Genomic DNA, 13,336 nt, shown 5'->3' on the forward strand with positions numbered 1-13,336 from the left:
GAGGACGATAGATGAATAGTCCAAAAAAGTTAATCCGGTACATTCTTAAAGCTAAAAATAGCCTTGCAGCAGAGCATTATATTAGAATGTTCCAAGCTGCTATATTTTACGGTTTTAGTGCTACTGCGTTAATTCTTTTAGTATCCCGTTTGTTTGTCCTTCCGTATTATTTAAGAACTTCCATTCTTGTTGGAAGTTCTGTTTTTATAGGAACGTTTTTGTATGCTTTTTGGAAAAGACCAACAAAAAGTGAAGCAGTACAAAAGTTAGATTCCTTCTATCTAGATAATTTATTAGTAAGTGCTTTAGCTTTCCTCGAGGAAAAGTCTTTGCTCTCCAAAGGGTTAATAGATAAAGCGGTACAAAACAGTGAAGTTGCATTCCAGCTATTTAGGAAACGCGACAAAAAGTATTTTCAGCCAAAGTGGATTTTGGGTTTTGTTTTGGCATTTGCGGCAGTTCTCTTCTTGTATGCATTCCCAGCTACTACACAATTAGAGGCAAAGGATTTGGAACAAGAGCAGAAGATTGTTAAGGAACTAAAGAAAGAGGTTAGTAAGCTTGAGAAAAAAGAGTTGTCAAAGCCAGTAAAAAAAGAACTAAAAAATCTGAAAGAAAAACTAAAGGAAGTAGATACAGCAGAAGAAGCTCTACGTGAAGTAGTGAAAAAACAAAAGGAATTAGCACTTAAGGAACAGAAGCTAGAGCAAAAGAAAGAGCTTGCTGAGATGGAAGGTACATCTGACTCTTCTTTAACAGTCGAGGAGCAAAAAGAGTTAGCATCTCTAAGAGATACTAATAATTCACTAGCTAAAAGTGCATCTAATTCTCAAACTACGTTAAGTAAGATGGGTAAATCTTTACCGTTCAGTTCAAGTGAGATCGCTAAAGGAAGTAAAAATAGTCAATCTTCCAGTAAAACTAAAGCTAAACAGGGGACTAATCAAACAGGCCAAGGTCAAGGCCAAGGTCAAGGACAAGGCCAGGGTCAAGGCCAGGGTCAAGGACAAGGACAAGGTCAAGGCCAGGGTCAAGGCCAAGGACAAGGCCAAGGCCAAGGACAAGGACAAGGACAAGGACAAGGCCAAGGACAAGGACAAGGACAAGGTCAAGGTCAAGGTCAAGGTCAAGGCCAGGGTCAAGGCCAGGGACAAGGGCAGGGACAAGGTCAAGGTACTGGAGCTGGGTCTGGTGCAGGTTTAGGTTCCGGAAGTAGAGATTTACTCTCTATTCCCTCAAGGCTTGGAGGAACTGGAGAAACATCAGTCGATCCAGGTGAACTTGGAGACGGAGATTCCGCTAGTGAACAACCTGCCGATACCCCCATAACTCGTGGCTCCGCAAGACCATATGAAGAAGTGGTCAATGAATACTCGGAGTCCTATATAAAAACCTCTGAACGTATGCAGTTACCATCAGATTTACAAAGGATTGTTCAAGATTACTTTTCGTCAGTTGAAAATAATGAATAACGGAGGGAAATATGACTTTTACAACAGAAGACTATATGAATATGAGTAATCGTTTAGGCGATGTTCGAACTGAAATAGGTCAATTTATCGTTGGTCAAAAGGAGGCAGTCGAGTTTTCTATTTACTGTGTGTTAGCAGATGGGCATGCTTTACTAGAAGGTTTACCTGGGTTAGGTAAAACGATGCTCATACGAACAGTTTCGGAAGTTTTAGATTTATCCTTTTCTCGTATTCAATTTACTCCGGATTTAATGCCATCGGATATCACTGGTACGAGTATGATTGAAAGATTAGAAAATGGAAAACAACAATTTACCTTTCAAAAAGGACCAATTTTTAGCCAAATGGTATTAGCAGATGAGATAAATCGAGCAACACCTAAAACACAAAGTGCACTTCTAGAAGCAATGGGAGAAAAAACAGTCACCGTGCTTGGGGAAACCAAACAAATGGATAGACCTTTTTTCGTTCTTGCTACTCAAAATCCAATTGAAATGGAAGGAACCTATCCATTACCAGAAGCTCAAATGGACCGTTTCTTATGTAAAATACTTGTATCGTATCCTTCCAAAGCCGAATTAATGGAAATAACTAAACGTACGACGGGTGGGCAAACGATTCTATTGAATAAAATAATGAATGCAGAGGAAATAGTACATGCCCAGCAGATGGTAAAGGAAGTACTTATAGCAGATGATATGTTGGAATACGCAGTGGATATCATTGCAGCGACACATCCCGAAGAAGCTAACATTCCTGAAATTGCTCAGTATGTTCAATATGGAAGTGGTCCACGCGGATTACAAAGTTTGATCAAGCTTGCTAAAGCCAGAGCGCTAGTTGCTGGGCGTTATCATGTATCAATTGCAGATATTAAAACAGTTGCTAAGCCTGTATTGAGACATCGTTTATTACTTAATTATGAAGGGGAAGCAGAAGGGAAAACAGCAGATGAACTGATTGACCTTATCCTACAAACTGTTAAGCAAGGACAAGCTATATGATTGATGAACAATTAGTTCCAAAGGATTGGGCTGGGAAACTAAGTAGATTATCGATAACAACTAAATCGAAACTAAGAGGTCAGCATAAAGGTTCTCATCGCTCACAACGTTTTGGTGCTTCGTTAGACTTTTCAGACTTTAGGGAATACTCACCTGGTGATGATGTACGGCAAATAGATTGGAATGTGTATGCACGTACAGATAAGTATTTTATCAAACGGTTTTTAGACGAACAAGAAATGCGAGTGCATATTTTACTTGATACTACAAAGTCAATGGGGCAACCTATTAAATGGAACTTTGCTAAACAATTAGCAGCATCTTTGGGAATTCTTGTACTTCAGAGGGACGATCGATTATCCTTTTCAGCTGTTAGTGAAGGTAAGAAGTCCCCTTTCAGAAGAAAGGGAGCAACCTACCGGAAAGCCTTCATCCAAACTATTTCTGATATAGACGAGCCAGCTATGAGTTCTTCTTTTACCGATCATGCACTTCCATTTCTACCAAAGGATAGTACAGTTTTATTTGTCGTAACGGATTGCCTGGAAAGTATTGAGTCATGGGAAAAATTCCTTCAAAAGCTACCAAAATTTGCTGGCGATATTCGAGTTTTACAAGTTGTTACTGGTGAAGAGTTAGATCCATCTTATGGTGGAGATGTGCAATTGGAGGATATTGAAACTTCTGAACAAGTAAATGTATCGATATCTTCTGGAGTACTAGAAGCATATCATCAGGAAAGAAAAGAGCACCAACAGCGAATAGAACTACTTTGTCATAGGTTTGGTATTAAATTACTTCAAGTTAATGCAGATGAAGGCATTTCGCATACGATGTTTCATCAGTTACTACGAGCAAATTGGGTGCAATGAGGTGATAAGGTTTGGGTATTAATCAATTAATATATGCTTGGACAGCAATTTTCCCAATCGCTGTACTTCTTTATTATTTTTTCCGAAAAAAGTATGTAAAACAATCTGTTTCTTCTACTTTATTTTGGCAGGAGGCAATGAAGGAAACAAAAGCTTCTCCTTATTTGCAACATCTGCAGCGTAATGCTTTGTTTTATCTACAAATGGTTGCAATGATTTTACTTGTTCTAGCACTACTTCAACCATATTGGAAAACGAAAGCTATTGCTGGAGAACAGATTGTATTTATCGTAGATACTTCTGCAACAATGAAAGTAAATGCGAATAATTCTACTTCTCTTTTTGAACAACATAGAAAGAAAATGCTTGAACTAGTCGAGCAATTATCAGGCAAACCACTTACTTTAATCACAACTGGAAATGAACCAACTGTCCTATTACGTCAAGAAACAAATACAAATCAAATGGTAAATGAAATTAAGAATCAAGAAATAAGCTATGAAGCAGAAAATATGTCAAAATCATTGGATTTTGCCCAATCTTTTTTCCAAAACAAAGCGACCTCTGTATATATTTTTACTGATGAATTAGACAGACAATCACTTCCTTTGCAGCATGAAAATGTAAGCTGGAATGTCGAAGCTTTAACGACAGATATTACGAATGTATCTATTAAACGTTTTGGTGCAACAGAAACTAAAAATGGAATCTCTACGCTAGTTCAATTGGAGAATCAGTCAAATAAGGAGTTCACAACTGAGCTTACAATATCAAATGAAGAGAAGAGATTAATGACTGAAGAAGTTATATTACCACCAAAGGAAACAATTACGTTGTCATTTGAACAGCTTAGTACCTCAAGTTATTTGAAAGCAAGTATAGACATCAAGGATTCTTACCTATTAGATAATGAGACGATCGTTTTTATGCAAGATCAATTGACTAATGTTTTCATAGACAGCTCCATTCATACGCTAGTACGAACTGCCTTCCAATCATTAGATATTAATGTGAGCAGTGTACCCTCAGAACAAGTAGAGTTGTTAAAGGAAAAAGGTATAATTGTTACCAATCAATTTGGAATAGATGATGAAAACGAGAAACCGACTTTGTATATAGGGAGGAATGATGTATCACCAAAAGAAGTAAATGGAATAGTGAAGACAAACGACTCTCCTTTGTTTGCGTTTGCTGATTTATCAGATATATATGTAAGCTCATTATATCCTCCTGTAGACGGTTATACTACTATTGCTACTGTTGGGGACAATCCTTTTATCCAGACCTCTGAAACCGGAGATATTATTATCCTTGCAGATATTCAAATGACGGATTGGCCATTAAGTCCTACGTTCCCCCTTTTCATGTGGAGTGTGAAGGAGTATCTTTCAGTGGGAAGTGATTACATAGGAACATTCACTCCAAACGAGCGAAAGCCTCTATCACTTGGAGCTACAGAGGAGTGGGAAATTTATACGATGGGTGATGAGTATGAATATACCATTGAAAATGGTGGGAAATTCCTTGCACCAAGTGAACCAGGTTTATATGCACTGCGTTCGAACGATATCGTGAAAAACCTTTCTGTTATATTGCCACAAGAAGAAAAAGTGATTGATAAAGGAACTTCATATAAAGTAAACAACCAGCAGACAAATGGGGAGGATGACTACCAAGCTCATTCCTTTGTTCCTTATCTATTAATCTTATTAGTAATATTATTCGTTATAGAGTGGGAGGTGCAAAGACGACGTGGATTTACGAGTTGACCAACCACTGTGGCTATTGCTACTAATTCCTATTGGTATTTATTTTATTTGGACTTGGAAAAAAGATAAAAAGTCATTAAAAAAAGAAGGGAAAATAGTATTTTGTATAAGAATTATAGCAATTCTCTGTCTGATATTAGGTATTACTAATCCGTATTTATTATTACCTATTAAGGAAGAACAGGTTCTATTTTTGATAGATCGTTCTGCTTCCTTACAAGGGACTGATCAGCAAATAACAGAATGGATAGACGAAAGCTTACAATCTAAAAAGTCTTCTCATTTAGTAGGTGTATATACGTTTGCAGAGAACTTTCAAACAGAAATTGCCTTAACCGATGAAGAAATAAATTTACCTGTTTTTAGCCCCATGGCAGAAGCAGGAAATACTGATCTAGCAAAAGCCCTACAGCTTTCAACAGGCATTGTAGAGCCTAACAAGGCAACACGAATTGTTCTCTTTACGGATGGGTTAGAAACGGTTGGTTCTGTCAAAGATGAAATTGTGAAAATTGCTGGAGGAAATGTCACGATAGACGTTGTTCAAAGGGCAAGATTGTCGTCGGAAGATGTCGCAATTACTTCTTTTGAGACACCGCCGGTAGCATTTGAAGGTGAGCAACAACAACTGAATGTCACACTAGAAGCGACAAGTGATTCAGCTGCTGAGTTACTTCTATATCAAAATGATCAGCTAATAACAAGAGAACAAATTAAAATAGAACCAGGAACTAATACGTATACATTTCGAAATGCATCTAAGGGGGAAGGACTACTTAAATATGAAGCTCAAGTAGTTCTTGCAGAAGATGGGCTGATTGAGAATAACAAGCTGACAAGTGTTACAAATGTAGAGAGCTCTCCTCGACTGTTAGTAGTCACTCATGATGGTAATTCTTCTAATATCGCAGCTGTGATTGACCAACAGGCAATTTCAACAGACGTTATTGATGCTAGCGTGTTGCCTTTCGATCTATCGAATTATTTAGCATATGATGCGATTATATTTGATAATGTACCAGGTCACGTCGTTGGTGAACAAAAGATGACAGTAATTGAACAGGCGGTGAAAAATTTTGGTGTCGGTTTTATGATGGTTGGAGGGAAAAATAGCTTTGGTTTAGGAGGCTATTTTAAGAGTCCGATTGAACGTTTATTACCCGTTGAGATGGAGATAAAAGGAAAGCAGCAACTTCCTTCACTTGGGTTAATCATCGTGATGGACCGATCTGGTAGTATGAGTGGAACAAAATTAGAATATGCGAAGGAAGCAGCGGCACGTTCTGTGGAAATGCTTCGAGAAGGAGATACACTTGGTTTTATCGCATTCGATGATCGACCGTGGGAAATTATTGAAGCCGCTCCATTAAATGATCAAGAGTCTGCGGTTGAAAGTATACTATCAGTAGGGCCAGGTGGGGGAACAGAAATTTATACGAGTCTAGCTGCAGCATACGAAAAACTATCTCCTCTCAAACTTCAGCGAAAGCATATTATATTATTGACGGATGGACAATCAGCTACAAGTAATGATTATCAAACGTTAATAGAGAATGGGACAAAGGAGTTAATAACTGTTTCCACCGTTGCTGTTGGCCAAGATGCGGATAGGGCATTATTGGAAAGTTTAGCAGAAATGGGAGGGGGAACGTTTTATGATGTCCAGGATGAATCCACCATTCCAGCGATAATGTCCACCGAGACAGCAATGATTTCGAGGACTTATATTGAAGATAATCCGTTCTACCCAACTATTTATGGGGACGCAGCATGGACGAGCTTATTTTCAGAAGGAGTGCCGCAATTGAATGCTTATATTGCAACTACACCGAAACAAACAGCATCCATTATTGCTGAAAGTGAAAAAGAGGATCCAGTATTAGCTGAATGGATGTATGGACTCGGTCGGACTATAGCATTTACATCGGATTCAACAGGTGAGTGGAGCGGTGACTTTGCAAGATGGAAGAATTGGGGAGACTTTTGGAATACGGCTGTATCAAGGTTGTTACCAGCCTATAGTGAGGTGCCCTTCTCCATCCAAAAATCAGCAGACGAATCATTTACCGTTACAGATCCATCTGGCAAGTCGTCATTTTTGGAGGTAGCTGCTGTCAATGAAAAAGGAGAAGAGCTTTCAGTTACAAGCGAAGCACTTGCGCCTGGTAAAGCAAGAGTAACGGTAGATAGTGATCCCGGACTTGTGTTCTTCCGTATTTCAAATGAACAAGATGCTGTATATCAAGCAGGTATTTCCATTCCTTATAGTGAGGAATACAAAATACAAAAGCCGAGTACAGAAACTCTAGAGATGATTACTAACAGAACGAATGGAAAGCTACTAACGGAACCTTCTGAAGTATTCCGTGAAATGGAACTATCTAGCTCAGAGAAACAATCTATCCAACACTTTCTTTTATTGGTAGCTATCATATTGTTCTTTATTGATATCACGATTAGAAGATTCGGATTCAATCTATTATTTGTTCCGTTCAAAAGATCTAGGAAAAAGTTAGAGCCAGTAAATTCGACTACTACAACGAATGTAGGAAAGTTAGTTAGAGAAAAGAAAAAAAGATAAGTAGCATAAAATTAACCGTTCGAATTAAATGAAGTCATTGAAGTAAATGAAAATTAGATCACCGCGAGGAGTCCTACTTTTATTAAATGGGATCTTCACTTGGTAATGCCTAAAGAAAAAAAGAGGGGGGTAGTCCTGACATCAGTCACGACTACCCCCTTTAAAAACAGTCAGTATATAGCATTCAATAGTCTGCTTTTACTATTAAACTACTGGTTTCTTTCTTTTAATCCACACAAGTGTGATTGCCCAAGAAGCTAATAAAATAACGGATCCTACGATGAATGGGTAATTAATATTAATATCAAAAAACATTCCTGCAAGAGCTGGACCAATCATACTTCCTAAACTCATATAAGCATTATTCATACCTGCAGCAAAACCTTGCTCATTCCCTGCCAATTTAGATATAACAGTATTAACTGCTGGACGAATGAGTGTAGTAGCAGTCGAAAATATCGATGCAACAACTAATACAAGGGCAAAACCATCTACCACGAAGAACAGTAGAAAAGCTATAGCAGCAACTACTAGATTGACTAGGATAACATTTAATTCACCAAAACGTTTAAATAGTTTCTCAACTACTAAGGTTTGTACGATAACACCTATAAATCCACCTACAGTTAAAACAACAGCTATATCTTGAGGAGTGTAATTATACTTATGATCTACATATAATGAAAATGTCGTTTGGAAATTTGCTATACCGAAAGTGAAAACAAATATGATAACTAACATCATAAAGTAAGGAGTTTTCAATGAATTTTTCATTTGTGTTAATATATTTTCACGTTTTTTAGGCTCTGGTGGAGTCTCCGAAATAGCATTTTTAATATCAGGTAGAATAATAACTGAAACAACAGCTGCAATTACAGCTGCAATAGAAGCCATATAAAACGGGAATGTTAAACTGACTTTTGCTAAAAATCCTCCTAGCGCTGGCCCAATCATAAATCCTAAAGACATTGATGCCCCTAAAAAACCCATTCCTTTTCCACGTTCTTCTAAAGTGGTTATATCTGCTACAAATGCCATAGTCGCTGGAACTAAAAAAGCACCTCCAATACCACTTATAAACCGTGCAGAGTATAACATCCATTCGTGAGTAGCTAGTCCAAACCATAATTGAGAGGCAGAGAAAATGATTAGTCCCACAATGATTAGTTTTTTTCGTCCTAATGTATCAGATAGATCACCAGCTAATGGTGAAAATAAAAACTGACCAAAAGCAAAGGAAGCAATAATAAAGCCTAATGCCTGACCAGCGACTCCAAATGTTTCTAGATATTGAGGCATTACTGGTATTACTAATCCTATCCCAGACATTGCTATAAACATATTAAACATTAATATATATAATGCAGAGTTGTTTGTTTTCTTTGTCATAAAATTCCTGCTTTCTGTAAATACTTTCTACACGTCTATCGATTCTACCATATTCCTCAAAGAATAAAAACTTTCGTGTAACGAATTATATGATTTTTGACATAAGAAAAACCGAGTGAGAAGAGGCTGTTCCTCTTTGGGAAGGTATATATGCTGTTGATCCGTTCCGAGTGGACGCTTTCCATTGGCACGTCTTCAGCCGCTTCCCTTGCTCCTGCGCAAGCTCGTCGAAAAAAGATTTTCGAAGCCCCCGAGCGAAGGCATTGGCCAAACTTTGTTTGGATATTGTCTTTGCGACGTGTAATCGCAGGAGCTTAGGTTTTCCGAGCGAAGAGGACAACGCCAAAAGCCCACTGTATGAGTCCACCTGAAAGGGAAATCATTAGGATTATTCAATCACTCTTTCTTTAAAGTCCATCTACATTTTTATATGCGCAATAAAAAGAGCCGTCTTAGCGACGGCTCTCCAATTTAGTTAGTACTCATTTTAAATTCTAAAAATAGCTCGTTATATTTACCGAGCATTTCCAGACCTAAGTTTTTATAAACTTCCAAGTTTTCTCGTGCCTCTTCTGGAGGATAAAATCTTTCATCAGAAGTTACTTCTTCATCCATTAGCTCAACTGCTGCAGAGTTTGGTATCGAATATCCAACATAATCTGCATTTTGTGCAGAAACCTCGGCATCTAACATAAAGTTGATAAACTCATGAGCTCCTTCAACATTGGCTGCTGTTTTAGGAATAACCATATTATCAAACCATAAATTAGATCCCTCTTGAGGAACTGCATAATTTAAATCTTCGTTTTCCCACATCATGTCTGCTGCTTGGCCAGAGAAAGTTATAGCTATTGAAGCTTCTTCGTTTATCATTAAAGGTGTTACTTCATCCCCGATGATTGCTTTTACATTTGGGGTCAATTCCTTTAGTTTCGCTGTAGCTTCCTTTAATTCTTTTTCATCCGTGGAGTTAAGGGAATAACCTAGGCTGTTTAAACCCATTCCAATGATTTCTCGTGCACCATCTACAAGTAAAATTTCTCCTTTTAAGGAAGGATCCCAAAGCGTTTCCCAACTCTCAAAGGTTTGTCCATCTAGTAGAGTAGGATTGAATACTACTCCAACTGTACCCCAAAAATAAGGGATGGAATATTTATTTTTTGGGTCAAATGCTAAATCTAAAAAATATGGATCAATGTTACTTAAGTTCGGAATTTTAGAATGATCAATTTCAAGCAATAAATCATTTTCTTTCATCTTATCAATCGCATACTCGGATGGTACCGCGATATCATATGAAGTTCCACCTTGTTCAATTTTCGTCATCATTGCTTCGTTGGAATCGAAAGTTTCATAAACAACGCGGTAGCCGGATTCCTCCTCAAATTGAGTGATTAAATCGGGATCAATATATTCACCCCAGTTAAAGATTGTCAATGTATCACTACCTGCATTACCCGAGCTTTGATTTAAATATTTGTTAACACCAAACAAAATGATACAAACAGCAACAATAGCTATGGATGCTCTTATTATTTCTTTCATTTTCGAACCCCCATTCCGACAGGGTTTTTCCCACGTTGGCTAACAAAGTAATAGCCAACAACGAGAAGAAGTGTCACGATAAAGACGATTCCAGATAATGCATTAATAGTTAAAGTAATACCGGTTCTAGCCATCGAATAAATTTCGACAGAAAGTGTGCTAAAGCCATTTCCAGTTACAAAGAATGTTACTGCAAAATCGTCTAAAGAATATGTTAAAGCCATAAAAAATCCTGCGAAAATTCCAGGTTTAATAAAAGGAATAATAACACGAGTCAAAATATCACGTTTAGTTGCTCCAAGATCTGCCGCTGCATCTATAAGCGTGCTATTCATCTCTTGTAGCTTAGGTAATACCATCAATACTACTATCGGAATACTAAATGCAATATGTGAGATTAATACAGATGCAAATCCAAGTTTTACTCCAATAGCAGTAAAGAGGATTAGGAAAGATGCCCCAATTACAACATCTGGACTAACGATTAGAACATTATTTAAAGAAAGGATAGATTTCCGCAGTGATTTATTTCTCATAAATACAATACCGATTGAACCGAAAACACCAATAATAGTTGCAATTAACGCCGAAAGTAATGCGACAATTACTGTGTTTAGAAGAATCATAATTAGACGGGTATCTGAAAAAACAGCAGCGTAATGTTCCCAAGTGAATGATTCAAAGCCATTCATGCTACCACCACTATTAAAAGAATAAAAAATCAAATAGAGGATTGGTGTATATAATACGATAAACACAAGGGCTAAGTAAAATTTTGCTGTATTACTTGTTTTTTCCATTTGAATTAGCCCCCTTATCACGTTGACCAGTAATGATCATAATAATTACCATAAATATAATTAAGAAAACTGCGATAGTGGATCCCATTCCCCAGTTTTGTGTAACCAAAAATTGCTGTTCAATAGCTGTACCTAAAGTAATAACTTTATTTCCCGCGATTAAGCGAGTAATCATGAACAATGAGAGGGAAGGGATGAATACAGCTTGAATCCCTGCTTTAACGCCATTAATTGTTAACGGTAGTATAACTTTTGAAAAAGTAGTCCAACTGGATGCTCCTAAATCTCGACTGGCATCTATTAAGGATGGATTTAATTTATCCAGAGAGTTAAAAATAGGTAAAATCATAAATGGAATAAATATATAGACCGCTACAAAGACGAAACTAAAATCTGTGAATAAAATTTGTGTTTCGCCAAATCCAAATACATTTAAAAATGCGTTCACTGGACCATATAAACCAAAAATACCGATAAATGCGTATGTTTTTAATAGTAAATTGATCCAAGAAGGAATAATGATTAACAGTAGCCATAATTGCTTATGTCTCGTTTTTGTGAGCAAATAGGCTGTTGGATAAGCAATAACTAAAGTGAAAAATGTTATTAAGAAAGCATACCAAAACGAACTAAGGGTTAGTTTTAAGTAAACAGATGTAAAAAAGTTTAGGTAATTGTCTAAAGTGAAATTTCCACTTAAATCGAAGAAGGAGTAATAGGCGATTAACGCGATTGGTGCAACAACAAATAATACAATCCATACATAATATGGTATTAAATAAAACGTTTTTGTGGTTTTAGTTTGCATATGCGTCTTCTCCATAAGACTCGAGACGTTTATCAAATTCTTCTTCTGTTTCATTTAAACGCATAACGTGAATAGCCTCCGGATCGAAATCTAAGCCTATAAACTCTCCAACGTCTGCCTTTTTGGTTGAGTGTACAAGCCACTCATTTCCTTCGTCATCGTAAGTAGAAAGTTCATAATGAACTCCTCTGAATAATTGCGTATCTACTTTTACCTTCATTTTCCCTTTTTCAACAGCTGTTATTTCTAAATCCTCTGGACGTATGACGATATCGACTTTTTCATTTGGATTAAGTCCTTGGTCCACACATTCAAACTCATTCCCACCAATTTTTACGCGGAAATCGGCGACCATTGTACCCGAAACAATATTCGACTCTCCGATAAAGTCAGCCACATAACGATTAATCGGCTCATCGTAAATATCCATTGGCGTACCACTTTGCTCAATTTCACCTTCATTTAAAACGAAGATTTCATCAGACATTGCCAATGCTTCTTCCTGGTCATGTGTTACAAATATAAATGTTTTACCAAGTCTTTGCTGAAGTTCACGAAGTTCATATTGCATTTCTGAGCGTAATTTTAAATCCAATGCAGAAAGAGGCTCATCCAATAGAATAATTTCAGGATCATTTACAATTGCCCTTGCAATTGCCACACGTTGTCTTTGTCCACCTGACATTTCCGCTATTTCTCTTTTTTCGTAACCTACTAAGTTAACGAATTTTAGTGCTTCTATAACTTTTTGTTCAATTTCTTTTTTGCCCAGTTTTTTAATTCGAAGACCGAATGCGACATTTTCAAATACATTTAAATGTGGAAACAAAGCATAGTCCTGGAATACTGTATTTACTTGGCGTTCATTAGCAGGCACGTTATTGATGAGTTTTCCATTAAAGTAAATACTGCCACTCGTAGGCTGCATAAATCCAGCAATTAATCGTAAAATAGTTGTTTTTCCACAACCAGACGGACCAAGCAATGTGTAAAACTTCCCACGCTCTAGTTCTAAGTTGATGTTATTTAATACGGTCGTTTCTGCGTCATATGATTTTGTCACATTCTCAAAACGAATAATAGTATTATCAGACAT

Annotated in this window: 10 protein-coding genes; 5 read left to right on the top strand and 5 right to left on the bottom strand. The window is 37.2% G+C overall.

Annotation, left to right across the window (positions count from 1 at the left end; all coding sequences use genetic code 11):
• Positions 1-11 precede the first annotated feature (11 nt).
• The 5 genes from MKY29_RS06050 to MKY29_RS06070 are packed head-to-tail and all read left to right on the top strand — an operon-like array spanning position 12 to position 7,698.
• Complete coding sequence (locus MKY29_RS06050) at positions 12-1,472, top strand: hypothetical protein (RefSeq protein WP_340879308.1); 1,461 nt, start codon at positions 12-14, stop codon at positions 1,470-1,472.
• 11 nt (positions 1,473-1,483) lie between these two features.
• Entirely contained in the window at positions 1,484-2,476 is a 993-nt protein-coding gene (locus MKY29_RS06055) for an AAA family ATPase (RefSeq protein ID WP_093494341.1), read from the top strand.
• Positions 2,473-3,348 (top strand): DUF58 domain-containing protein, encoded by an 876-nt coding sequence (locus MKY29_RS06060; RefSeq protein ID WP_340879309.1) that lies wholly within the window; start codon positions 2,473-2,475, stop codon positions 3,346-3,348. The genes MKY29_RS06055 and MKY29_RS06060 overlap by 4 nt, the downstream gene beginning before the upstream one ends.
• A gap of 11 nt (positions 3,349-3,359) precedes the next feature.
• Positions 3,360-5,117: a vWA domain-containing protein gene (locus MKY29_RS06065; protein ID WP_340879310.1), complete on the top strand. Its 1,758-nt coding sequence runs from the start codon at positions 3,360-3,362 to the stop codon at positions 5,115-5,117.
• Positions 5,101-7,698 (top strand): VWA domain-containing protein, encoded by a 2,598-nt coding sequence (locus MKY29_RS06070; RefSeq protein WP_340879311.1) that lies wholly within the window; start codon positions 5,101-5,103, stop codon positions 7,696-7,698. Before MKY29_RS06065 ends, MKY29_RS06070 begins: the two co-directional genes overlap by 17 nt.
• Positions 7,699-7,902: 204 nt before the next feature.
• Here the strand turns inward: MKY29_RS06070 and MKY29_RS06075 are convergent, their stop codons facing one another.
• The 5 genes from MKY29_RS06075 to MKY29_RS06095 all read right to left on the bottom strand — a co-directional run bounded on the left by MKY29_RS06075 (position 7,903) and on the right by MKY29_RS06095 (position 13,336).
• Positions 7,903-9,087 (bottom strand): MFS transporter, encoded by a 1,185-nt coding sequence (locus MKY29_RS06075; protein WP_093494345.1) that lies wholly within the window; start codon positions 9,085-9,087, stop codon positions 7,903-7,905.
• 471 nt (positions 9,088-9,558) lie between these two features.
• The gene (locus MKY29_RS06080; protein WP_340879312.1) at positions 9,559-10,632 is read right to left on the bottom strand and encodes an ABC transporter substrate-binding protein; all 1,074 of its coding nucleotides are present in this window, start codon (positions 10,630-10,632) and stop codon (positions 9,559-9,561) included.
• The gene (locus tag MKY29_RS06085) at positions 10,629-11,432 is read right to left on the bottom strand and encodes an ABC transporter permease (RefSeq protein ID WP_340879313.1); all 804 of its coding nucleotides are present in this window, start codon (positions 11,430-11,432) and stop codon (positions 10,629-10,631) included. Before MKY29_RS06085 ends, MKY29_RS06080 begins: the two co-directional genes overlap by 4 nt.
• Positions 11,416-12,240, bottom strand: coding sequence for an ABC transporter permease (locus MKY29_RS06090; RefSeq protein ID WP_090563053.1), 825 nt, complete (start codon positions 12,238-12,240; stop codon positions 11,416-11,418). The genes MKY29_RS06085 and MKY29_RS06090 overlap by 17 nt, the downstream gene beginning before the upstream one ends.
• On the bottom strand, positions 12,230-13,336 hold the full coding sequence (locus MKY29_RS06095; protein ID WP_340879314.1) for an ABC transporter ATP-binding protein: 1,107 nt from the start codon (positions 13,334-13,336) through the stop codon (positions 12,230-12,232). The genes MKY29_RS06090 and MKY29_RS06095 overlap by 11 nt, the downstream gene beginning before the upstream one ends.

The organism is Psychrobacillus sp. FSL K6-2365 (assembly GCF_038003165.1).
GTDB classification, from domain to species: Bacteria; Bacillota; Bacilli; order Bacillales_A; family Planococcaceae; genus Psychrobacillus; species Psychrobacillus psychrodurans.

Bases quoted from the DNA above. Each gene is read 5' to 3' on its own strand.
- MKY29_RS06055 (WP_093494341.1), top strand. From the start codon at position 1,484: ATGACTTTTACAACAGAAGACTATATGAATATGAGTAATCGTTTAGGC.
- MKY29_RS06080 (WP_340879312.1), bottom strand. From the start codon at position 10,632: ATGAAAGAAATAATAAGAGCATCCATAGCTATTGTTGCTGTTTGTATC.
- MKY29_RS06090 (WP_090563053.1), bottom strand. From the start codon at position 12,240: ATGCAAACTAAAACCACAAAAACGTTTTATTTAATACCATATTATGTA.
- MKY29_RS06050 (WP_340879308.1), top strand. From the start codon at position 12: ATGAATAGTCCAAAAAAGTTAATCCGGTACATTCTTAAAGCTAAAAAT.
- MKY29_RS06060 (WP_340879309.1), top strand. From the start codon at position 2,473: ATGATTGATGAACAATTAGTTCCAAAGGATTGGGCTGGGAAACTAAGT.
- MKY29_RS06095 (WP_340879314.1), bottom strand. From the start codon at position 13,336: ATGTCTGATAATACTATTATTCGTTTTGAGAATGTGACAAAATCATAT.
- MKY29_RS06075 (WP_093494345.1), bottom strand. From the start codon at position 9,087: ATGACAAAGAAAACAAACAACTCTGCATTATATATATTAATGTTTAAT.
- MKY29_RS06085 (WP_340879313.1), bottom strand. From the start codon at position 11,432: ATGGAAAAAACAAGTAATACAGCAAAATTTTACTTAGCCCTTGTGTTT.